Here is a 21,703-nt window from a genome sequence, read left to right on the forward strand (position 1 = left end):
GCGGTTTTCATAGGCCGGACGACCTACGGGAGAGGAAATACTCGCTATGGCGGTCGAGGTCGGTTCGCAAGCCCCGGACTTCACGCTCAACGACTACAACAAGCAGGAAGTCACGCTGTCGTCGTTCCGGGGGGACAAGCCGGTGCTGCTTGTCTTCTACCCGTTCGCGTTCAGCGGGATCTGCCAGGGCGAGCTGTGCCAGCTCAGGGACGAGTTCGCCGAGTACGACAACGAGGGCGTCCAGATCCTCGGTGTCTCGGTCGACACCCCGTTCTCGCTCAAGGCGTGGGCCGAGCAGCAGGGCTACCAGTTCCCGCTGCTGTCGGACTTCTGGCCGCACGGTGAGGTCGCCAAGGCATACGGCGTCTTCAACGACAAGGCCGGCCTGGCCGTGCGCGGCACCTTCCTGATCGACAAGGAGGGCGTCGTCCGCTTCGCCGAGGTCAACCAGCCCGGCGAGGCCCGCGACCAGCAGGCGTGGAAGAAGGCCGTCGCGGAGCTCGGCTGATCCACCCCGGCGGCACCGCACGGTGCCGCCACCAGGGCGCATAGCTCAGCGGAAGAGCACCTGCCTTACAAGCAGGGGGTCGCAGGTTCGAACCCTGCTGCGCCCACCCTCAAAGGTTCACCGAGCCTTCGTCAGGCGTTCCGCCCGAATCGGGCAGAAGTGACGTTTTCGCTGGTTAGCGTCCCTCCCGTTCCCCACGACGGGAGGAAATCCGTGACTGACACCGCCCCCACCGGTGGCCTCGACCGGCGAGGCTTCTTCCGCGCGGGCGTGGCCGCCACAGCCACGCTCGCCGCACTCGGCCCACTCGAAGCGCTCAGCGCCCGCACCGCCGGTGCGGCCCCGCTGACCAAGCGTCAATCCAGCCCCGACTACGGCCCGCTGTCCCCGGTCAGGGACCAGACGACCGGGCTGCCCCTGCTGGCCCTGCCGAGGGGCTTCGAGTACCTCAGCTACGGCTGGACCGGTGACGTCATGTCCGACGGCACGCCGACGCCAGGCATGCACGACGGGATGGCGGCCTTCACGCGCCGCGACGGCAGGATCGCACTCGTCCGCAACCACGAGCAGGGCGGCTACACCGGTGCGTTCACCGAACCCGCCTACGACCCCGCCGCGACGGGCGGCACCACCAACCTCGTGTTCGATCCCGAGAAGGGCGAGTTCACGGAGTCGTGGGCGAGCCTGTCCGGCACCATCCGCAACTGCGCCGGCGGTCCCACGCCGTGGGGCACCTGGCTGACGTGCGAGGAGACCACCGAGATCGGTCCGGACGGCACGCGACACGGCTACGTCTTCGAGGTGCCCTTCGACCGCAAGGGCGACCCGTCGCCGCTGAAGGGCATGGGCCGGTTCAGCCACGAGGCCGTCGCCGTGGACCCCGGCACCGGCATCGTCTACCTCACCGAGGACGCCACCCCCTCCGGCTTCTACCGGTACCTGCCGCGCAAGCGCGGGAAGCTTGAGGCTGGCGGAACGCTGCAGATGCTCGTCGTGGAGACCCCGGAGGGCAGCTCGTACTCCACCTACACCGACGGCACGGGCACGCGGTACCGGACGTCGTGGGTCACCGTGCCCAACCCCGACTACGCACCGGGCGAGACCCGGCCCGCCGAGCAGGGCGCCGCGCTCGGCGCGGCCGTGTTCCGCAGGCTGGAGGGCGCGTGGTGGGGTAACGACCGCGTCTACATCGTCTCCACCAGCGGCGGGCCGAAGGGGCAGGGCCAGGTCTTCGAGTACGACCCGAGGACCGAGCGCATGCGCGTGCTGTTCGCGTCGCCCGACGCGACGGTGCTGAACAACCCCGACAACATCTGCGTCAGCCCGCGCGGCGGCATCGTGCTGTGCGAGGACGGCAGCGAGGGTGAGTACCTGCACGGTCTCACCACCGATGGCGAGATATTCCCGTTCGCCCTCAACCGTGTCGTGATCCCCGAGGGCGGGGTGCCGGGCAAGAAGGTGGCGCCCGGCGACTACTCGGGGTCGGAGTGGTGCGGCTCCACGTTCGAACCGAAGCGGGGCAACTGGCTCTTCGTGAACGCGCAGACGCCGGGCATCACCTTCGCGATCACCGGACCCTGGCGGCGCGGCTCCCTGTAGCGCCTGACCGAGGCGGCCAAGATCACGTTACGGCAACGTTTCGTGGCCTTGGTCGCCTTCTCCGGCGATTATTCTCTTTCCAGGTTGTCGGATACCGAGCAGAGGTCTGTCGTGGGCGTTGCTGGTGACGATTCCGGGCGGCTCACCGAGGATCGCGCCGCAGCGCGGCCACTCATCGAGGATCTGCCGGCATCGATGTGGGACCACCCCGGGCCGGGAGAGGAGCCCCCGAGGGCACGTCCGCCGCGCTGGCGCCGGGCGCTGCCGGTCGTGGTGTGCGCCGTGCTCGCCGGGGTGCTGGTATTCGTCGTCGCCGGCCTGCACGGCGGCTCCGGCGGCACGGTGCGCGCGGCCGACCAGGCTCCGCGGGCTCCCCGCGACGGCGCCGCCGCTCTCGGCGTGCGCGACAACCCGCTGCTCACGTCCAGGGCCGTGCTCACGCCGGTGGCGTGCGAACTGCCCGCCTTCAGCGGTGAGCTGCCGAGGCTGCGGGCGTACTACCACGCCGGGCTCCGGTGTCTCGATGCCGCGTGGCGGCCCGTGCTCGACCGCGTCGGCGCGAGGTTCGCCCCGGTCAGGGTGACGTTGATCGACGAGCCCTCGACCCGGTGCGGCGCGCTCCCGCCCGCCGCGGAGGCCACCGGCCTCTACTGCGACCTCGACGGGACGATCTACCTGCCGTACGGACGGGTGCTCGACTCGCTCGGCGTCACCACCGAGGCGCACCTGGCGACGCTGGCCCACGAGTACGGGCACCACGTCCAGCAGCTGAGCGGCATCCTCGGCATGGCCAACCGCGAGCTCGACGCCTACGCCCCTGGCAGCCCGCAGGACCACGAGCTGCATCGCAGGGTCGAACTGCAGGCGAACTGCTTCGCCGGGCTGTTCCTCGCGAGCGCGGCGGGCCGGGGCTCGATCAGCGCCGCCGACGCCGAGGCCGCGGTGGAGGACTTCCGCAACTGGGTCGACAGCGACACCCACGGCGACAACGAGACCCAGCTGCGCTGGGCCAGGGCCGGGTTCGCCGGCGGCACCGTCGCCACGTGCGACACGTGGAACGTGGCCCCAGCCGAGGTCCGTTAGACCCTCGCGCCGGGCGGCCTCGCCGAGGATCCTGGCCCCATGGACACGCGGCTCTCCGACCTCAGCCTCCCCGGCAGGCTCGCCGGCGAGGGCGAACAGATCACGATGGACGAGCTCGCACTCGCCGCGCGCAACCACGGGATGCCGCTGGAGGCGCTGCACCACGATCTCACCCCACACGGTCTGCACTACCTGCTGATCCACTTCGACATCCCGGTGATCGACGCGCGGACGTGGCGGCTGACCGTCAACGGGCACTCCGGCACGCCCCTGTCGTTGTCGCTGGCCGACCTGAGAGCCCGGCCGTCGCGGACGGTGCGGGTGACGATGGAGTGCGCGGGCAACGGCCGCGCGTCGCTGCTGCCTCGGCCGATCAGCCAGCCGTGGCTGGTCGAGGCCGTCGGCACCGCCGAGTGGACGGGGGTGCCGCTGCGCGACGTGCTCGCGGAGGCCGGGCTCGGCGAGGTCACGGTCGACGTGGTGTTCACCGGCGCCGACCACGGGGTGGAGCGCGGCATCGAGCAGGACTACCGGCGCGGGCTCCCGCTCGCGGAGGCACTCGGCGACGACGTGCTGCTCGCCTACGAGATGAACGGGCTTCCGCTGCCGCCGCAGCACGGTTTCCCGCTACGGCTCGTGGTGCCCGGCTGGTACGGGATGGCCCACGTGAAGTGGCTGACCTCGATCGACGTCACCGAGACCCCGTACACGGGCTACCAGAACACCGTGGCCTACCGCGTCAAACACGCCAGCGGCGAGGAGGGCGAGCCGGTGACGCGCATCGTGCCGAGGTCGCTGCTGGTGCCGCCCGGCTTCCCGGACTTCCAGACGCGGCACCGGATCGTGCGGCCAGGGCCGGTAGAGCTCACGGGCCGCGCCTGGTCGGGGCTGGCTCCGCTGGAGCGTGTCGAGGTGAGCACCGACGGCGGCGCGACGTGGTCGCAGGCGAACCTGGAGCCGCCGACGGGACACCGGTGGGCGTGGCGGCGGTTCACCGCGCCGTGGCACGCCGAGCCGGGCACGTACACGCTCGCGGTGCGGGCCACGGACGCCGACGGCAACACGCAGCCCCACCGGGAGCCGTGGAACCGGGGCGGTTACGTGAACAACGCCGTGCACCGCGTACCCGTCACCTGCCTGGCTTAGCTCCCGCAGTGGAGGCGCTGCAGGGTGGAGCCTCGGGCGCTCACGGCACGTTCCGCAACGGCCACGCCTCGCCCGTCGAGCTGTCGATCAGCGCGGCCCGCGTGGCGCGGACCGTCAGCGGCAGCACGTCGTACACCGCCGAGGCGACCTGGGGCAGGCGCTCGGTCTGCGCTCGCGTCGCGAGTGACGAATGTGGCAGCCACCGGCCGGTCTCGTAGTGCTTGTGCACGAGCGCGCCGGTGCCACGCACAGCCTCCACCACGGCCTGCTGGCGCGACACGAGATCGGCGGGCACGGCCGGAACCAGCGAGACCCGGCCACGCCGGAACGTCGCGACCGCGTCGAAGGACAGCTCGAACGGCCCGTGGTCGGGCAGGGTCTCCACGGCCGCGCGCACGGCGACGAGGTCCCAGTCCAGCAGCACGACATAGGACAAGTGCGGGTGATGCCTGCCGTGGGTGTGCGAGGCGAGCGTGGGGACGCCGAGCTCCTCGATGCGCAGCCAGAGCTTGCGCAGCGCGCGCTCGGACCGGCCGTCGAACAGCACGCACACCGCCAGAGCCACGCGCTCGACCGTAGCCCCACCGTGGGAGCCTGCCCCGGTTTCGCGGCTCGTACTGACGGGTACTCCTTACGCTGAGTGACGTCCGTCACAGGAATCAGGAGTCGATCATGGATCCTCGCACGGATGCCCGGGTCGGTGTCGCCGGTGTGCAGCCGGTGCAGGTGCTGGCCGGAATCGTGGGCCTGGCCTACCTGGTGATCGGGATCATCGGGTTTGTGCTCACCGGCTTCGGCGGGTTCACGGACGCCGAGCACAGCACGCTGTGGGTCTTCTCGATCAACCCGCTGCACAACGTCGTCCACGTCGTCATCGGCGTGCTGGGCCTGCTCATGGCGCTCAACTCGGGGTTGGCACGCACGTTCGGGTGGCTGTTGTTCATCGGCTACGGCGTGGTGTTCGTCTGGGGCCTCGCGATCACGGGCGTCTTCTCCAGCAACCCCGTGTCGGGTCTCGGCAACCCGCTCGCCCTCAACACCGCCGACAACTGGCTCCACCTCGGCAGCGCGCTCGTCGGCCTGCTGATCGCGATCATGCCGGCCCGCAAGAAGGTCGTGGCGCCCGAGGAGCCGGTGGGCCCGGCCGCGGGCGGGGCGACGGCGATGGGCGAGGACCCCGCCGCGACCACGGACCCGCGGCGCCGTCAGCACCGCCGCCTCTGGCGCCGGGGCGCCCACACCTGAGGCGGAGCCCGAGTGTCCCCAAGGCACTTTGGTCGCGTTGAACGCAACCAAAGTGCCCTTGGGGGACGTTCGCGTCAGCAGTCGACGTAGGCGACCACGCACGTGATGTTGTCGGGGCCGCCGCCCTCGTTGGCGATGTCGATGAGCCTGCCGACGGCGTCCTCCGGGGTGCCGGCCGACGACAGCACCTCGAGGATCTCCTCCGGTGTCGTGACGTCCGTGAGCCCGTCCGAGCACAGCAGGTACCGGTCACCGGGCTGCGCCGTGTGCGTCGAGAGGTCCGGTTCGGCGGGCGAACCCGCCATGAGCGCCCTGATCAGCACCGAGCGGCCGGGGTGCCGGGCCGCGAGCTCCGGCGGCATCTTGCCCTCGTCGACAAGGGACTGGACCATCGTGTGATCGCGCGTCAGCTGGCTCAGCTCGCCCGCCCTGAGCTGGTAACCGCGCGAGTCGCCGATGTGGGCCAGGCCGAACGTGGTGCCGTCCCACAGCATCGCGGTCAACGTGGTCCCCATGCCCTCCAGCTCGGGGTCGTCCGCCACGCGCTCGTTGAGCCGGGCGGAGGCCACGGCCACGCCCTCGGCCAGCGCCTCCAGAAGATCGGAGGGTTCCTGCTCCGCCTCCGTCAGCCGGTTGTCGAGCTCGGCCATCGCCTCGATCGCGATCGCGCTGGCCACCTCACCCGCGGCGTGGCCGCCCATCCCGTCCGCGACGGCGAGCAGGCGCGGGGTCGCGTAGGCGGAGTCCTCGTTCGCGCTGCGCCGTCGGCCGACGTCCGAGCCCACGGCGTAGCTGAGCCCGAGCGCCTCGTCACGTGTCATGCGAGCAGTGAACCACTGGCCGCCTCAGTTGATGAAGTCCGATAGGTCGTAAACGGTCGTACCCGACACGGTCGTGGGCTCGAAGGTTGTGCCACCCACTCCGCGATGCGGGGCGCGGCGTCGCTGCCCGAGCCGCTGGCGCCGCGGCCCAGCGGTAGCGGGCTCCGTTCTCGCTCAGCAGCGTGGTGAGCTCCGCGCTCGGCGTGCTCGCGCCGAGCGGGCCGCCCGCCGCCCGCAGTGAAGGCCACCTTCACTGCGTTGAACGCAGTGAAGGTGGCCTTCACTGCGTGAAAGGGCTCCGCTGCGGTGTGAAGGGCTCCGCCGCGGTGGCCGCCTCCCGAGCGGGCCCTTAGCCCATGCGATCGGCCGCTCGCCCGGCACGCCTGCCCCGTTCTGTCGGGGGTGCGGTCTAGGGTGGAGCCCTGGAGTTCGCGGCGCGTCTGACGGTCTCGTCAAGGGGAGGTTTTCGCTGGTGTCGAACGATTCCTTCGTCCACCTGCATGTGCACACCGAGTATTCGATGCTCGATGGTGCGGCGAAGATCGCTCCGTTGTTCGCGGAGGCGTCTCGGTTGGAGATGCCGGCGGTGGGGATGACCGACCACGGCAACATGTACGGGGCGGATGAGTTCTACCAGCAGGCGAAGAAGGCCGGGATCAAGCCGATCATCGGGATCGAGGCGTATATCGCGCCGGAGTCGCGGTTTCACAAGAAGCCGGTGTTCTGGGGGCAGTCGAGTCAGCGGGGTGCGGACGAGTTCGGTGAGGGTGGCGACGTCTCCGGTGGTGGTGCGTATACGCACATGACGATGCTGGCGGCGAACGCGGCGGGGTTGCGGAATCTGTTCAAGTTGTCGTCGCTGGCCTCGATTCAGGGGTATTACCGCAAGCCGCGGATGGACCGGGAGCTGATCGCGGAGAACGCGGAGGGGATCATCGCCACGACGGGGTGTCCGTCGGGTGAGGTGCAGACGCGGTTGCGGCTGGGGCAGAAGGCCGAGGCGTTGCAGGCGGCGTCGGATTACAAGGACATCTTCGGGGCGGAGAACTTCTTCCTGGAGTTGATGGATCACGGGTTGCCGATCGAGCGGTCGGTGCGGGAGGGGCTGCTGGAGATCGGCAGGCAGTTGAATCTGCGGCCGCTGGCGACCAACGACTCGCACTATGTGACCAAGGATCAGGCGGATTCGCATTCGGCGTTGCTGTGTGTGCAGTCGGGTAAGACGCTCAACGACCCGAACCGGTTCAAGTTCGACGGTGATGGTTACTACCTGAAGTCGGCGCGGGAGATGCGCGAGTACTGGGACAAGGAGGTCCCGGGGGCTGCGGATTCCACGTTGCTGATCGCCGAGCGGGTGGAGTCGTACGAGGACGTCTACACCCACAAGGACCGCATGCCGGTCTTCACGGTGCCGGAGGGGCACGACGAGGGTTCCTGGCTGCGGCACAAGGTGCAGGAGGGCCTGCACTGGCGCTTCCCGGACGGCATCCCGGACGGCTACGAGGAGCGGTGCAAGTACGAGCTCGACGTCATCGAGCAGAAGGGCTTCCCCGCCTACTTCCTGATCGTCGCCGACCTCATCCAGCACGCCCGTGACGTGGGCATCCTGGTGGGACCCGGCCGTGGGTCGGCCGCGGGCGCGCTGGTCGCCTACGCGCTGGGTATCACCAACCTGGACCCGATCCCGCAGAAGCTGCTGTTCGAGCGGTTCCTCAACCCCGAGCGCACCTCGATGCCGGATATCGACATCGACTTCGACGACCGCCGCCGCGGCGAGATGATCCGCTACGCGACGGAGAAGTACGGCGCCGACAAGGTCGCCCAGGTGATCACCTTCGGCACGATTAAGACCAAGGCCGCGATCAAGGACTCGGCGCGCGTGCACTACGGCCAGCCGGGCTACTCGATCGCGGACAAGATCTCCAAGGCGCTGCCGCCGCCGATCATGGCCAAGGACATCCCGCTCTCCGGGATCGTCGACCCCCAGCACGAGCGCTATGGCGAGGCCGCCGAGGTACGCACGCTGATCGAGACCGACGAAGAGGTCTCGACGATCTTCAACACCGCCCGTGGCCTGGAGGGCCTGATCCGCAACGCGGGCGTGCACGCCTGCGCGGTCATCATGTCCAGTGAGCCGCTGGCCAACGCGATCCCGCTGTGGCAGCGCGACGACGGTTCGATCATCACGGGCTGGGACTACCCGTCCTGCGAGGCCATCGGCCTGTTGAAGATGGACTTCCTCGGGCTGCGCAACCTCACCGTCATCGGCGACGCGCTCGACAACATCAAGGCCAACCGGGGCGAGGAGATCGACCTCGACCGCCTCGGGCTCGACGACGCCGAGGCGTACAAGCTGCTGGGCCGGGGCGACACGCTCGGTGTGTTCCAGCTCGACGGTGGCGCCATGCGCGACCTGCTGCGCCGCATGCAGCCCACCGGCTTCGAGGACATCGTCGCCGTCCTCGCGCTGTACCGCCCCGGCCCGATGGGCATGAACGCCCACAACGACTACGCCGACCGCAAGAACAACCGGCAGCAGATCAAGCCCATCCATCCGCAGCTGGAAGAGCCCCTGAAGGAGATCCTGGCCGAGACCTACGGCCTGATCGTCTATCAGGAGCAGATCATGCAGATCGCGCAGAAGGTCGCCGGGTACTCGATGGGCCGCGCGGACGTGCTGCGCCGCGCGATGGGCAAGAAGAAGAAGGAGGTCCTCGAAAAGGAGTTCGAGGGCTTCCACGCCGGCATGAAGGCCAGCGAGATCGTGCCCGGGGGGTTCTCCGACGAGGCGATCCAGGCCCTGTGGGACACGATCCTCCCGTTCGCCGGGTACGCGTTCAACAAGAGCCACGCCGCCGCCTACGGCCTGATCGCGTACTGGACCGCGTACCTCAAGGCGAACTATCCGGCGGAGTACATGGCGGCGTTGCTGACGTCGGTGGGGGACAACAAGGACAAGTCGGCGGTGTATCTGTCGGAGTGCCGCCGGCTGGGGATCAAGGTGCTGCCGCCGGATGTGAACGAGTCGGGGCTGCGGTTCGCCGCGGTCGGGGACGACATCCGGTTCGGGCTGGGTGCGGTGCGCAACGTGGGCGCCAACGTGGTGGAGTCGATCATCAAGACCCGCGAGGAGAAGGGCAAGTACTCCAGTTTCACCGACTTCCTGGACAAGTCGGAGCTGGTGGTGTGCAACAAGCGGGTGCTGGAGTCGCTGATCAAGGCGGGTGGGTTCGACTCGCTGGGCAACACGCGGTTGTCGATGGTGCGGTTGCACGAGGACGCGGTCGAGGCGGTGGTGCCGCTCAAGCGGCAGGAGGCGATGGGCCAGTTCGACCTGTTCGGCGGTGGGGATGACACGGTGCCGGTGGCGGCGTCGTCGCCGTTGGCGCATCTGAAGTTCGAGGATGAGGAGTACCCGCGCAAGCAGCTGCTGGGCTACGAGCGGGAGATGCTGGGGCTGTATGTGTCGGCGCATCCGCTGGACGGGGCGGAGCGGGTGTTGCGCAAGCACGCCAAGCGGCCGATCGCGGCGATCCTGGCGGATCCGCCCAAGGAGGGTGAGATCGAGATCGCCGGGTTGATCACGTCGCTGGAGCGGCGGGTGAACAAGAAGGGTGAGCCCTGGGCGATCTGCACGGTGGAGGACATGGACGCCTCGCTGGAGGTGTTGTTCTTCCCGAAGTCCTACGCGCTGTTCGCCGCCGATCTGGTGGAGGACAACGCGGTGGTGGTCAAGGGCCGGGTGAACTGGCGCGAGGACAAGATGTCGGTCTTCGGCGGCGGGCTGATCCCGCTCGACCTCTCCGACATCGGCCCCGGCGACGAGGAACCGCCGCTGATGCTGCTGGCCTCGGCGGAGAAGCTCAACCAGAGCGTGGTCACCGAGCTCAAGCAGACGCTGCAGGCCCACCGCGGCGACACGCCCGTGCGCCTCAAGCTGATGGGCAAGCAGCGCGAGACCGTGTTCGCGCTCTACGACTACCCGGTGAAGATCAGCTCGATGCTGATGGGCGAGCTCAAGGGCATCCCCGGCATCACGGCGAGCTCCTGATGCCGCCGCCCCCGGCCCACGCGGCCGGGCCGGGGGAGTGGTCATAACGTGGTCGGGGTGAGCCCGGTCGAGAGCAACGAGCCCGATCCGCGCCGCTGGCGGGCGTTCGCCGTCACCCTCACCGCGGGGTTCATGTCCCTGCTCGACGTCAGCATCGTCAACGTCGCGCTGCCGTCGATCCAGAGCGGGCTCGGCGCGTCGGTCGCGGGCGCGCAGTGGGTGGTGTCGGGTTACGCGCTCGCGTTCGGCCTGGTGCTTGTCGCCGGCGGTCGGCTCGGCGACGCGCTCGGCAGGCGCCGGATGTTCCTCATCGCCCTGTCGGCGTTCATCGCCACCAGCGCGCTCGCGGGCGCGAGCGTCAACGAGGAGATGCTCGTCGCCGCACGCCTGTTGCAGGGCGTCGCGGCCGGGATGCTCACACCGCAGAACAGCGGACTGATCCAGGAGCTCTTCCGCGGCGCCGAGCGGGGGAGGGCGTTCGGCATGTTCGGCGCCACGGTGGGCATCTCGACCGCCGTGGGACCCGTGCTGGGCGGGCTGATCATCGCCGCGTTCGGGCCCGAGACGGGCTGGCGGTGGGTCTTCTACGTCAACGTGCCGATCGGGCTCGTCGCGCTCGTCCTCGCCACCCGGCTGCTGCCGAAGGCACCCCGCTCCGACACGCCCCTGCGCTCCCGGCTCGACGTCACCGGCATGGTGCTGCTCGGGCTCGCCGTGCTGGGCGTCCTGCTCCCGCTCGTCCAGTCGGAGCAGGGCGGCATCGCCCGCCTGTGGTGGCTGTTCCCGCTCGCCGTCGTGCTCGGCTACCTGTTCGTGAGGTGGGAGCGGCGGCTGGTGCGCGACGACCGCGCGCCGCTGCTGGACCCACGGCTCTACACCGAGACGCCGGGCTACGCGATCGGCGCGGCCATCGGCGCCACGTACTTCTGCGGCTTCGCCGGCATGTGGCTGGTGTTCGCCATGTTCTTCCAGCAGGGCCTCGGCTACTCGCCACTGGAGTCCGGGCTGCTGGTCACGCCGTTCGCGCTCGGCTCCGCGGTCTCGGCCGCGATCGCGGGCAGGCTCGTGCCGAAGCGGGGCAGATGGCTCACGGTCACCGGGCTGAGCCTCGTCGCGGCCGGCCTCGTCACCGTCGCGGTGCTCGTGCCACTCGTGGCGGAGGAGGCGATCGGCTACGCGGTGGCCGTTCCGCTGCTCGTGGCCGGGCTGGGCGGCGGCATGGTGATTTCGCCCAACACCACGCTCACGCTCGACCGCGTGCCGACTCGCATGGCGGGTGTCGCGGGCGGCGCACTGCAGACCGGACAGCGGCTCGGCACCGCGCTCGGCGTCGCCGTGCTGGGCTCGGTCTACCACGCGGGCATCACCGGCGCGGGGGAGAGTTACCCGGCGGCGCTCGGCTACGCGATGGCGTGCTCGGTAGCGTTCACGGCCGCCGCGCTCCTGCTCGCGATCGTGGACGCCCGGCGGCATCCTCACCGTCGCCTATCCGAAAAGGCACCCAGCGTGACGAACGCTGGTCCATTGGAGTGACGTTGTCGCGCGCGATCTGGTGTTACGGAGAGCAACCGGGTAGACGTTTACCTGTGCCTTCCATGAGGGTTTCGGCTACCTAGCGTGGCAAATCGGTGGATGACCCGGGGATGGGACCGCAAACCGAGTAAGAACGCTGGGCCGTTCGAGAATGCGTGACTCGAACACTCAGCGTCACCCTCATCGACCACGCTGACCGACGGCCGCGGGGGACCGTTGGCGAGTACGAAGGCACCGCCCGGGTGGGCCCTGGATGGTAGGGGCCGGGGCCCGCCCGGGACTGCGCTCGCGCCGCACGGCCGGACATGCTGGGATGTCGGCGGTCCACCCGTTGTCTGGAGGAGCGCCGATGTCCGCGGAACCCGTGACACCTCACGAGCGGGTCCGGCTGTGGTACCGGCCGATGCGCTCACGCGACCCACACGAGTCGCACCGCGTCGCCACACCGCTGGAACTGCTGTTCGACCTCTGCTTCGTCGTCGCCGTCGGACGCGCGGCGGCCGAGCTGCACCACGCCATCTCCGAGAACCACGTCGGCGACGGTGTGCTGAGCTTCGTGCTCGTCTTCTTCGCGATCTGGTGGGCGTGGCTGAACTTCGCCTGGTTCGCCTCGGCCTTCGACACCGACGACGTGCCCTACCGAATCGCGACACTGGTGCAGATCGGCGGCGGGCTCGTGCTCGCCGCGGGCGTGCCCAGCGCGTTCGAGGGCGACTTCACGGTGATCGTGATCGGCTACGTCGTGATGCGCCTCGCGCTGGTGGGGCAGTGGCTGCGGGCCGCGGCGGCGAATCCCGGCATCCGCCCGACGGCGCTGCGGTTCGCGCTCGGCATCACGCTCGTCCAGCTCGGCTGGATCGCCAGGCTCGCGCTGCCGGAGGGCTTGCTGCTCGCCGGTTTCGCCGTGCTGGCCGTGGCCGAGCTGCTGGTGCCGATCTGGGCCGAGCGCGCTTCGGCGGGCACGCGCTGGCACCCACACCACATCGCCGAGCGGTACGGGCTGTTCACGATCATCGTGCTCGGCGAGGCCGTCTTCAGCGGCACCGGCGCCATCCAGGAGGGCATCGAGACCGGCGAGCACACCGGCGCGCTCGTCTCGCTCGCGGTCGCGGGCCTGGTGATCATGTTCTCGATGTGGTGGCTGTACTTCGAGCGGCCCGCACAGCGCAGGCTCACGTCGTTCCGGGCCGCGTTCCAGTGGGGTTACGGCCACCTGTTCATCTTCGCTTCCGCCGCGGCGGTCGGCGTCGGCATCGAGGTCGCCGTGGACTACGACACGCACATCGCGCACATCTCGTCGCTGCCGGCCGCGATGGCCACCACCGTTCCGCTCGCGATCTTCCTGCTCAGCGTGTGGCTGTTGCACATCGGGCCGCGCAACGAGTGCAGGCCCATCGCGATCGGGTTCCCGGTCGCCGTGGTGCTCGTACTCGCCGCGTCGTTCGGCCCGGCGCCCGTGCACGTCGCCGCCGGGATCGTGGCCGCGCTCGTCGCCACGGTCGTGATCGCGACCCACGGCGAGCGTGAGCCGTCACACCAGGGCGGGTAGTACCTGGCCGAGCGGGCCCCGGAGCACCGCGGCCGCCTGCGCGTCATACGGCGTCTCCGAGGCGTTGCACACGATCACCGTCGCCCCCGCGCTGGCCGCGAGCCCGACGAGTCCCGCGGCGGGGTGCACGGTTAGCGAGGTGCCCGCCGCGAGCATCAGGTCGCACGACACGGCCTCGGCGCGGGCCCGCTCCAGCACGTCGGCGTCCAGCGCCTGCCCGAACGAGATCGTGGCCGACTTGAGGATGCCGCCGCAGAGCTCGCACGGCGGGTCCGTCTCGCCCGCGCGCACGCGCGCGAGCGTCTCCCGCATGTCGCGCCGGTCCGCGCAGCCGAGGCACTCCGTCTCGAACATCGTGCCGTGCAGCTCGATGACCCTGTCCGGAGCGGAGCCCGCCTTCTGGTGCAGCCCGTCGATGTTCTGCGTGATGATCGCCGACAGGCGGCCCTGCCGTTCGAGGTCGACGAACACCTGGTGCGCCGCGTTCGGCCTGGCCTCCCAGCCGGGATGCCGGGTGCGGGCCTGCCAGCTCTGCTCGCGGACCTCCTTGCTGCCCACGTAGGCCTGGAGGTTCGACAGCTTCTCCGCGGCGGGGTCCTTCGTCCACACGCCGTTCGGGCCCCGGAAGTCGGGGATGCCGGAGTCGGTGGAGATGCCGGCGCCGGTCATGGCCACGATGCGGCCCGCACCCGCCACCAGCTCCCTGGCGTGACGCAGCTCCTCGGCGGTGTCCATGCACCCCATGATGCCCCGCGGCCCGCTCAGCGCAGGGCGGACCCGGCCTGCCACTCCTCCCACGACAGCGACCAGTCGCCGTAGAGGTCCCACACCGGCAGCCGCGGTCCGCCGGAGTTGGTCACCTCCACCACGTCGCCGAGGCCGAAGTGCTCGAAGAACCACTGCGCGTTCTCGGCGTTGAGGTTGATGCAGCCATGCGAGACGTTGGAGCTGCCCTGCGCGCTGACGCTGTTCGGGTTCTCGTGCACGAACTCGCCGTCGTTGGAGATGCGCAGCGACCAGCGTTCCTCGGAGCGGTAGTAGTCGGGGTCGCCCTGGCAGACGCCGTAGGTGCAGGAGTCCATCGTGTAGCTGGCCTGCTTGTCGGAGATGACGTGTGCGCCGAGGTGGGTCGGGGTGGCGTCCTTGCCCATGGAGATGGGCATCGTCCGCACCTGCTGTCCGTTGTGGAAGATCGCCATCCGCGCGGTGGCCCCGTCGGCTTTCGCCGTCCAGGAATCGTGCACGCGGTAGGTCTCGGTGCGGTCGCCCGCGCCGTAAACGCCGTTTCCGAAATCGACGCCGTACACTTTCGCGCTCACCGTCAGCGTCGTTCCCGGCTGCCAGTATTCCTTCGGCCGGTAGTGCACGTTCTGGTCGTCGATCCAGTACCAGCCGCCCTTCTGCGCGGGCTGCGAGACGACGGAAAGGCGCTTCTCCACGGCTGCCTTGTCGGTGACCGGCTCGGTGAACTGGAAGACGATCGGCTGGCCGACTCCGACGCCCGTGTCGGCGACCGCGGCGGGCCCGGGGATGAGGTTGGGCTCGGCCTGCGCCTCCGGCGTCACGGTGGTGATCGTCCCGCGCTGCTCGGTCTGCTTTCCGTTGTCCCCCACGGCATGCGCGACGATCCGGTAGGTGCTGCCGTAACCGAGCGGCTCGGCCGAGGTCCACGTCAGCGTGGCCGGGTCGATGGTGCCCCGCACCTCGGCGGAGGTCTCGGTGTTGACCATCGCGACGGCGCGGAGCCTGCCGTGCTCGGCGTGGACGGTGACGGGCGTGACCGGGCTGGCATTCTGCGCACCGTCGTCGCTGATGGTCACCGTGGCGGACAGCCGTGCGGGCGTCGGTTCGGGGCTGTTCGTACCCGTGTTTCCACCCGTGCAGGAAACGAGTGCGAGGGTCGCCGCGCCCAGGATCGCGGCGAAGAGTAATGCCTTCTTGGGAAGCATTTTATCCTTGTTTTATTGATCGAGAAGCCTATTTCACGAAGTGTATCGGGGTTTCGGATCCGCTACCGATGAGTAACACTGGTCACATGTGATTGACACACTCGCGCCGACCCACGAGGAGGGCCGATGGTCGACCAACCGAAGGTGACGGAGAAGGAAGCCAGGGCCGTTGCCGAGGAGGCGAGGGAAAGCGGCTGGCAGAAGCCGTCCTTCGCCAAGGAGCTGTATCTGGGGCGCTTCCGGCTCGACCTCGTGCATCCTCATCCCCGGCCCACCGCCGAGGACTCGGCGAAGGCGGAGAAGTTCCTCACCCGCCTGCGCGAGTACTGCCGGACCCTCGACCCCGCCGTGATCGAGCGCGAGGCGCGCATCCCCGACGAGTACGTCAAGGGGCTGGCCGAGCTCGGCTGCTTCGGCATCAAGATCCCGGAGTCCTACGGCGGGCTCGGGCTCACGCAGGTCGCCTACAACCAGGCCCTCATGCTGGTCGGTTCAGTCCACTCCACGCTCAGCGTGCTGCTCTCGGCCCACCAGTCCATCGGCGTGCCCGAACCGCTCAAGCTGGCGGGCACGCCCGAGCAGAAGGAGCGCTTCCTGCCGAGGTGCGCGAAGGGCGCGGTGTCGGCGTTCCTGCTCACCGAGCCCGATGTCGGCTCCGACCCGGCGCGGCTGGCGACCTCGGCCGTGCCCACCGAGGACGGCGAGGCGTACCTGCTCGACGGCGTGAAACTGTGGACCACCAACGGCGTCGTCGCCGAGCTGCTCGTCGTGATGGCGCGCGTGCCGAAGAGCGAGGGGCACCGCGGCGGCGTCACCGCGTTCGTCGTCGAGGCCGACTCGCCGGGCATCACGGTCGAGCGGCGCAACAAGTTCATGGGCCTGCGCGGCATCGAGAACGGCGTGACCCGCTTCCACCAGGTGCGCGTGCCGAAGGAGAACGTGATCGGCGGCGAGGGCAAGGGGCTCAAGGTCGCGCTCGCCACGCTCAACACGGGCAGGCTCTCGGTGCCGGCCTCGTGTGCCGGAGCGGCGAAGTGGGCGCTCAAGATCGCGCGGGAGTGGTCGGCCGAACGCGTCCAGTGGGGCAAACCGGTCGGCGAGCACGAGGCGGTGGCAGGCAAGATCTCGTTCGTGGCGGCCACGTCGTACGCGCTGGAGGCCGTGGTGGAGCTGTCGGCGCACATGGCCGACGAGGGCCGCAACGACATCCGCATCGAGGCCGCGCTCGCGAAGCTGTGGGCCAGCGAGATGTCGTGTGTGGTCGCCGATGAGCTGATGCAGATCCGGGGCGGCCGCGGCTACGAGACCGCCGAGTCGCTCGCCGCGCGTGGAGAGCGCGCGGTGCCGGTGGAGCAGCTGGTGCGCGACCTGCGGATCAACCGCATCTTCGAGGGCTCGTCGGAGATCATGCACCTGCTCATCGCGCGCGAGGCCGTCGACGCGCACCTGGCCGCGGCCGGCGACCTCGCCGACGCCGAGGCCGACCTCAAGAGCAAAGCGAGCGCCGCGGCGAAGGCGAGCGGCTTCTACGCGAAATGGCTGCCGCAGCTGGTCACCGGCAAGGGCCAGGTGCCGACCTCGTTCGCCGAGTTCGGCAGGCTGGCGGGGCACCTGCGGTTCGTGGAGCGCGCGGCCAGAAAGCTGGCGCGCTCGACGTTCTACGGCATGGCGCGCTGGCAGGCCGGGCTCGAACAGCGGCAGGGGTTCCTCGGCAGGGTCGTCGACATCGGGGCCGAGCTGTTCGCGATGGCGGCCACGTGTGTGCGGGCGGAGATGCAACGCGCGGACGACGTCGAGCGGGGCGAGGCGGCCTACGCGCTGGCGGACGTGTTCTGCAGGCAGTCCCGGCTGCGGATCGAGCGGCTGTTCCACGCGCTGTGGGCCAACACCGACGCGGCCGACAAGGCGCTGACGAAGTCGGTGCTCGCGGGCGAGTACGCGTGGCTCGAGGAGGGCGTGCTCGACCTCAGCGAGGGCACCGGCCCGTGGATCGCCGACTGGCGCGCAGGCGCCTCGGCGGCCGACAACGTCGCCCGCCGCTACCTCCCACCCACGAAGTAGCCGACTGCGAAGATAGCCCTCACCGCCTGTCCATCTGCCCCCAAGGCCACCTTTGTTGCGTTCAACGCAACAAAGGTGGCCTTGGGGGCAGTCGGGTCAGTTGTCTTCGGCGGGCTGGGCTTCGGCGGGTTCCGGGGTCGCCGGGGCGAGGGCCTTCTTCTTCTTGTAGCGGATCAGGAAGAAGACGCCGACCACCGCGAGCACGCCGACCACGATCATGCCGCCCGTGCTCAGCATGCCCTCCACGCGCTTGGCGGCCTCGCCGAGCGCGGCGCCGATGCCGATGTGCAGCGCCGACCAGCACAGCGCGCCCGACGCCGCGGCGGGCAGGAACTTGCGGTACGGCAGGCCCGACGTGCCCGCGGCCGCGGGCGTCAGGGTGCGCACCACCGGCAGGAACCGCGCGAAGAACACCGCCCAGGCGCCCCTCCGCTGGAGGATGCCGGTCGCCTTGTCCCACGCGTCGGTGCCGTAGCGCTGGATGAGCTTCGTGTCCCGCAGCCGTGGTCCGAACCGTCGCCCGATCGCGTAGCCGATCGAGTCGCCGACCGCGGCGCACACGGTGACCACCGCCCACAGGATGAGGAACCGCGGCACGGTGTTGGCCGTGGTGGCCGCGATCAGCAGCCCCGACTCGCCGGGGGCGATGAACCCGAGCCCGATGGTGCACTCGAGGAGCACGAGGAGGCCGGTCGCGCCCACGAGCGCGGGCTGCGGCAGGCTCTGCAGCCATTCGAGCAGGTCGGTTACCACGTGCGTTCCCCTTGTGTGTCGTCCCCGTCAACCCCTGAGACGACAGTAGCGCGTGCCCGGTTCGCCGGTGGTCGGGGTTTTCCCCGATTTCTCCACCGGATCAGGACTGGCGGGCGAGTACGCTGCTGGCCTCCTGCGCGGCGGGCTGGGCGGTGGCGAGGTGCCGCAGGTTCTCGGGCAGCTCCTCGCCACGGTGGGCCTTGGTCTGCGCGTAGAGCTTCCCGGCGCGGTACGACGAGCGCACCAGCGGGCCCGCCATCACACCCGCGAACCCGAGCGACTCGGCGACGGCGGTGTGCTCGACGAACTCCTCGGGCTTCACCCACCGGTCCACCGGGTGGTGCCGGGGCGAGGGCCGCAGGTACTGCGTGATCGTCAGGATCTCGCAGCCCGCCTCGACGAGGTCGCGCATCGCGTCGACGACCTCCTCCGGCGTCTCGCCCATGCCGAGGATCAGGTTGGACTTGGTGACCAGCCCTGCCTCCCGCGCGCGGGTGATGACTTCCAGCGACCGCTCGTAGCGGAAGCCGGGGCGGATGCGCTTGAAGATGCGCGGCACGGTCTCCAGGTTGTGCGCGAGCACCTCGGGCCGCGAGCCGAACACCTCGGCCAGCTGGTCCGGATCGGCGTTGAAGTCGGGGATCAGCAGCTCGACCCCGGTGCCGGGGTTGAGCGCGTGGATCTGACGGACGGTCTCGGCGTAGAGCCACGCGCCGCCGTCGTCGAGGTCGTCGCGTGCCACGCCGGTGACCGTGGAGTAGCGCAGGCCCATCGCCTGCACGCTCTCGGCGACCCTGCGCGGCTCGTCGCGGTCGAACTCCGCGGGCTTGCCGGTGTCGATCTGGCAGAAGTCACACCGCCGGGTGCACTGCTCACCGCCGATGAGGAACGTCGCCTCGCGGTCCTCCCAGCATTCGTAGATGTTGGGACAGCCGGCCTCCTCGCACACGGTGTGCAGGCCCTCGCGGCGGACCAGACCCTTCAGCTCGGTGAACTCCGGGCCCATGCGCGCACGGGTCTTGATCCACGACGGCTTCTTCTCGATCGGCGTCTGGCTGTTGCGAACCTCGAGCCGCAGCAGCTTCCGACCTTCCGGCACAACAGTCACGGCCCCCACACTACGCCCCGGAAACGGGCGATCAACCTACGCCGGATCAGGGGTGACGCCCGTCAACTTCGCGCTCAGCTCCCACAGCCCCGTGCCCAGGGCGGGGTCCAGTGCGGACCGCAGCGGCCGGACGCGCACGGGGTGGCCCCGCAGGCCGCCGGGGCCGTGCGGGCCGAAGTAGTCGCCGCCGCTCACGTCGGGTGCGGTGGCCGCTCGCAGCTGCGGTAGCGCGCCCATGCGGACGTCCTGCGCGATCAGCAGCTCACCGAGCCGGATGCCGGTGCCGATCACCCGCCTGACCACGGCGCTGCCCTGCGACCTCGCCATCGTGGAGCCGAGTTCGCTGCGGCTGTAGCCGGGGTGGGCCGCCACGCTCAGCACCGGCTCGCCCGCCGCGCGCAGGCGCCGGTCGAGTTCGAGCGCGAAGACCTGGTTGGCGAGCTTGGCCTGCGAGTACGCCTTCGCCGGGTTGTAGCGGCGCCGCTCGAAGTTCGGGTCGGCGAGATCGATCCCGCCGCCAGTGGCCGCGAGGCTCGACACCGTGACGACCCTGGCCGCGTTGCCGCCGCGCAGGGCCGGCATGAGCAGCCACGTGAGCGCGGCGTGGCCGAGGTGGTTGGTGCCGAACTGGGTCTCGAAGCCGTCGCGAGTGAGCCCCTTCGGGGCGCCCATGAGGCCCGCGTTGTTCACGAGCACGTCGAGCGAGTCGTGGGTGAGTTCCCTGACCGTCGCCGCGGCGTCCCGGACGGACGCGAGGTCGGCGAGATCGAGCGAGACGAGCACGGGTTTCGTGGCCGCGCGGGAGGCGACGTCGCGCAGCGCCGCCGCGCCGCGTTCGGGCGAGCGGCACGCCAGCAGCACCTTCGCGCCGTGCTCGGCGAGCACCTGCGCGGTACGCAGGCCCAGCCCCGAGTTGGCGCCGGTGACGAGCACCGTGCGGCCGCTCTGGTCCCGGATGTCGGCCTCGCTCCAGCGCACAGCCTCGGTAGCCATGCCGACAGCTAACCACCCGTGCTGACGCACCGCCAACAGGGCTACGCGGTGGGCGCCAGCCTGCGCAGCAACTGCCCCACCGGGTTGGCGCGCCTGCCCGCCGTGAGGTGGCCGGCGCGGGCGCGCAGCAGCGAGACGAACGCCTCGCCGACCCTGGTCACCTCGTCGCGCGGCTCGTGCGGCTCCGCGAGTGCGGCCGTGACGGCGAGCATGCGCAGCTCGGCCTCGTAGGCCCTGCGCAGGGCCGGGTAGCGGTCGACGCTCGCGTCGAGCACGGCCCGCAGGGTGGCGTTCTCGCGGGCGGCGGTGCGCCACGCGCGGGACACGGCGTCGACGTGGTCGGGCTCGCCGCCGGGGACGTCGTAGGCGTCCTCGGGGCCCGCGACCTCGGCGCGCAGTGTGCCCGTGAGCACCTGTGTCCACTTGTACTGCAGGGCGAGCAGCAGCTTCTCCTCGCTGCCGAACGCCTCCCGCGCGCCGGAGATCTCCGCGAACGGCAGCCCGGCCCGCGGGTTACGCGCCGCCTGCTTCAGCACGGCGTCGATGATGTCGCGCCTGCGATAGAAGTCGTTCCAGCTCATGGCCTGTCCCCTCCCGTGACGCGGGTCATACCGTCGGTTTGCGGCATACTCCCGGTACGGACCTGACACGCACAACATACCACCGGTATGGGCGCGGGAAACGCGCGTAGAGTTGTGAGGGTGGTGACAACGAGGTCCAGGCGAGAAGACTATTCGGAGTCCACCCGCGGCGCCCTCGTCGACAGCGCCATCGAGTTGTTCACCAAGCGTGGCTACGCAGGCACCTCTCTCGACGAGATCGCCAGGCGGGCCAGGGTGACCAAGGGCGCGCTCTACCACCATTTCAGTGGCAAGCAGGCGGTGTTCGAGGCCGCGTTCGACGCGGTGGAGACCGAGGTGAAGGGCCGCCTGGAGAAGATCATGACCGGCCCGGAGCCGCCGTGGGAGCGTGCGCTGAAGGGCCTGCGCGAGTTCGTCTCCAGCTGCCTGGACCCGGCGTACCAGCGCATCGCCATCCACGAGGCCCCCGTCGTGATGGGCTGGCAGCGCTGGCGCGAGGCGGAGGACCGCTACAGCTTCGGGCTCATCCGCTCGGCACTGCAGGACCTCATCGACGCGGGCGAGGTGGTGCAGGTGCCCGTCGAGATCACCTCCCGGCTGCTGTTCGGCGCGCTCTCCTCCGCGGCCACCGAGATCGCGAGCTCGCCCGAGCCCGAGAAGGTCGGCGCCGAAGTGGAACAGGTGATCGTCAGCTTGCTGGAGCAGGTGCGCCGTTAGGCTCGT

18 protein-coding genes and 1 tRNA gene are annotated in these 21,703 nt (G+C 70.1%); 11 read left to right on the forward strand and 8 right to left on the reverse strand.

Translation table 11 applies throughout. From position 1 onward, the window contains the following. Positions 1–46: 46 nt before the first annotated feature. The 5 genes from BA062_RS29855 (at position 47) to BA062_RS29875 (ending at position 4,336) form a co-directional block, all read left to right on the forward strand. The gene (locus BA062_RS29855) at positions 47–508 is read left to right on the forward strand and encodes a peroxiredoxin (protein ID WP_110342402.1); all 462 of its coding nucleotides are present in this window, start codon (positions 47–49) and stop codon (positions 506–508) included. Between the two features lie 34 nt (positions 509–542). Further along, positions 543–614 (forward strand) — tRNA-Val (locus tag BA062_RS29860). A 107-nt stretch (positions 615–721) separates the two neighbouring features. Continuing rightward, positions 722–2,107, forward strand: coding sequence for an alkaline phosphatase PhoX (locus tag BA062_RS29865; RefSeq protein ID WP_146240103.1), 1,386 nt, complete (start codon positions 722–724; stop codon positions 2,105–2,107). Between the two features lie 195 nt (positions 2,108–2,302). Next, complete coding sequence (locus tag BA062_RS29870; RefSeq protein WP_110342404.1) at positions 2,303–3,190, forward strand: neutral zinc metallopeptidase; 888 nt, start codon at positions 2,303–2,305, stop codon at positions 3,188–3,190. A 39-nt stretch (positions 3,191–3,229) separates the two neighbouring features. Continuing rightward, positions 3,230–4,336 carry a sulfite oxidase gene (locus BA062_RS29875; protein WP_110342405.1) on the forward strand — a complete coding sequence of 369 codons (1,107 nt, stop codon included), beginning with the start codon at positions 3,230–3,232 and terminating at the stop codon, positions 4,334–4,336. Positions 4,337–4,376: 40 nt separating this feature from the next. On the opposite strand, the gene BA062_RS29880 is transcribed toward BA062_RS29875, so the two are convergent. Beyond that, entirely contained in the window at positions 4,377–4,901 is a 525-nt protein-coding gene (locus BA062_RS29880) for a 2'-5' RNA ligase family protein (RefSeq protein WP_110342406.1), read from the reverse strand. Between the two features lie 107 nt (positions 4,902–5,008). On the opposite strand from BA062_RS29880, the gene BA062_RS29885 reads away from it, so the two are divergent. Beyond that, positions 5,009–5,581, forward strand: coding sequence for a DUF4383 domain-containing protein (locus tag BA062_RS29885; RefSeq protein ID WP_110342407.1), 573 nt, complete (start codon positions 5,009–5,011; stop codon positions 5,579–5,581). A gap of 74 nt (positions 5,582–5,655) precedes the next feature. On the opposite strand, the gene BA062_RS29890 is transcribed toward BA062_RS29885, so the two are convergent. Further along, on the reverse strand, positions 5,656–6,402 hold the full coding sequence (locus BA062_RS29890; RefSeq protein ID WP_110342408.1) for a PP2C family protein-serine/threonine phosphatase: 747 nt from the start codon (positions 6,400–6,402) through the stop codon (positions 5,656–5,658). A 472-nt stretch (positions 6,403–6,874) separates the two neighbouring features. On the opposite strand from BA062_RS29890, the gene dnaE reads away from it, so the two are divergent. From dnaE to BA062_RS29905, 3 genes are all read left to right on the forward strand, one after another. Continuing rightward, positions 6,875–10,453 (forward strand): DNA polymerase III subunit alpha, encoded by a 3,579-nt coding sequence (dnaE, locus tag BA062_RS29895; protein ID WP_110342409.1) that lies wholly within the window; start codon positions 6,875–6,877, stop codon positions 10,451–10,453. A 57-nt stretch (positions 10,454–10,510) separates the two neighbouring features. Further along, the gene (locus tag BA062_RS29900; protein ID WP_110342410.1) at positions 10,511–11,986 is read left to right on the forward strand and encodes an MFS transporter; all 1,476 of its coding nucleotides are present in this window, start codon (positions 10,511–10,513) and stop codon (positions 11,984–11,986) included. Between the two features lie 349 nt (positions 11,987–12,335). Then, a complete protein-coding gene (locus tag BA062_RS29905; protein ID WP_110342411.1) occupies positions 12,336–13,535 on the forward strand; it encodes a low temperature requirement protein A in 1,200 nt (399 codons plus the stop codon). Here the strand turns inward: BA062_RS29905 and BA062_RS29910 are convergent. Further along, positions 13,518–14,270: an SIR2 family NAD-dependent protein deacylase gene (locus BA062_RS29910; protein ID WP_110342412.1), complete on the reverse strand. Its 753-nt coding sequence runs from the start codon at positions 14,268–14,270 to the stop codon at positions 13,518–13,520. The genes BA062_RS29905 and BA062_RS29910 overlap by 18 nt on opposite strands. A 26-nt stretch (positions 14,271–14,296) precedes the next feature. After that, complete coding sequence (locus BA062_RS29915) at positions 14,297–15,484, reverse strand: L,D-transpeptidase (RefSeq protein WP_110342413.1); 1,188 nt, start codon at positions 15,482–15,484, stop codon at positions 14,297–14,299. Positions 15,485–15,610: 126 nt separating this feature from the next. Here BA062_RS29915 and BA062_RS29920 point away from each other — a divergent pair, with 126 nt between their 5' ends. Continuing rightward, entirely contained in the window at positions 15,611–17,545 is a 1,935-nt protein-coding gene (locus BA062_RS29920; RefSeq protein ID WP_110342414.1) for an acyl-CoA dehydrogenase family protein, read from the forward strand. A gap of 96 nt (positions 17,546–17,641) precedes the next feature. Here the strand turns inward: BA062_RS29920 and BA062_RS29925 are convergent, their stop codons facing one another. The 4 genes from BA062_RS29925 to BA062_RS29940 form a co-directional block, all read right to left on the reverse strand. Beyond that, positions 17,642–18,298, reverse strand: coding sequence for a DedA family protein (locus tag BA062_RS29925; RefSeq protein ID WP_110342415.1), 657 nt, complete (start codon positions 18,296–18,298; stop codon positions 17,642–17,644). 100 nt (positions 18,299–18,398) lie between these two features. Further along, a complete protein-coding gene (gene lipA, locus BA062_RS29930; protein WP_110342416.1) occupies positions 18,399–19,406 on the reverse strand; it encodes a lipoyl synthase in 1,008 nt (335 codons plus the stop codon). A gap of 36 nt (positions 19,407–19,442) precedes the next feature. Further along, positions 19,443–20,399, reverse strand: a complete 957-nt coding sequence (locus BA062_RS29935; protein WP_110342417.1) for an oxidoreductase — start codon at positions 20,397–20,399, stop codon at positions 19,443–19,445. Between the two features lie 41 nt (positions 20,400–20,440). Continuing rightward, on the reverse strand, positions 20,441–20,980 hold the full coding sequence (locus BA062_RS29940; RefSeq protein ID WP_110342418.1) for a hypothetical protein: 540 nt from the start codon (positions 20,978–20,980) through the stop codon (positions 20,441–20,443). An 87-nt stretch (positions 20,981–21,067) separates the two neighbouring features. Here BA062_RS29940 and BA062_RS29945 point away from each other — a divergent pair, with 87 nt between their 5' ends. Continuing rightward, positions 21,068–21,697: a TetR/AcrR family transcriptional regulator gene (locus tag BA062_RS29945; protein ID WP_110342419.1), complete on the forward strand. Its 630-nt coding sequence runs from the start codon at positions 21,068–21,070 to the stop codon at positions 21,695–21,697. Positions 21,698–21,703 lie beyond the last annotated feature (6 nt).

It is taken from the genome of Prauserella flavalba (genome assembly GCF_003202235.1).
In the GTDB taxonomy this organism is placed as follows: Bacteria; Actinomycetota; Actinomycetes; order Mycobacteriales; family Pseudonocardiaceae; genus Prauserella_A; species Prauserella_A flavalba.

Coding starts and splice junctions, on each gene's coding strand:
- BA062_RS29915 (WP_110342413.1), bottom strand. CDS start 15,484: ATGCTTCCCAAGAAGGCATTACTCTTCGCCGCGATCCTGGGCGCGGCG.
- BA062_RS29940 (WP_110342418.1), bottom strand. CDS start 20,980: ATGAGCTGGAACGACTTCTATCGCAGGCGCGACATCATCGACGCCGTG.
- BA062_RS29910 (WP_110342412.1), bottom strand. CDS start 14,270: ATGGACACCGCCGAGGAGCTGCGTCACGCCAGGGAGCTGGTGGCGGGT.
- BA062_RS29890 (WP_110342408.1), bottom strand. CDS start 6,402: ATGACACGTGACGAGGCGCTCGGGCTCAGCTACGCCGTGGGCTCGGAC.
- BA062_RS29855 (WP_110342402.1), top strand. CDS start 47: ATGGCGGTCGAGGTCGGTTCGCAAGCCCCGGACTTCACGCTCAACGAC.
- BA062_RS29945 (WP_110342419.1), top strand. CDS start 21,068: ATGGGCGCGGGAAACGCGCGTAGAGTTGTGAGGGTGGTGACAACGAGG.
- BA062_RS29920 (WP_110342414.1), top strand. CDS start 15,611: ATGGTCGACCAACCGAAGGTGACGGAGAAGGAAGCCAGGGCCGTTGCC.
- BA062_RS29905 (WP_110342411.1), top strand. CDS start 12,336: ATGTCCGCGGAACCCGTGACACCTCACGAGCGGGTCCGGCTGTGGTAC.
- BA062_RS29870 (WP_110342404.1), top strand. CDS start 2,303: ATGTGGGACCACCCCGGGCCGGGAGAGGAGCCCCCGAGGGCACGTCCG.
- BA062_RS29935 (WP_110342417.1), bottom strand. CDS start 20,399: ATGGCTACCGAGGCTGTGCGCTGGAGCGAGGCCGACATCCGGGACCAG.
- BA062_RS29875 (WP_110342405.1), top strand. CDS start 3,230: ATGGACACGCGGCTCTCCGACCTCAGCCTCCCCGGCAGGCTCGCCGGC.
- BA062_RS29885 (WP_110342407.1), top strand. CDS start 5,009: ATGGATCCTCGCACGGATGCCCGGGTCGGTGTCGCCGGTGTGCAGCCG.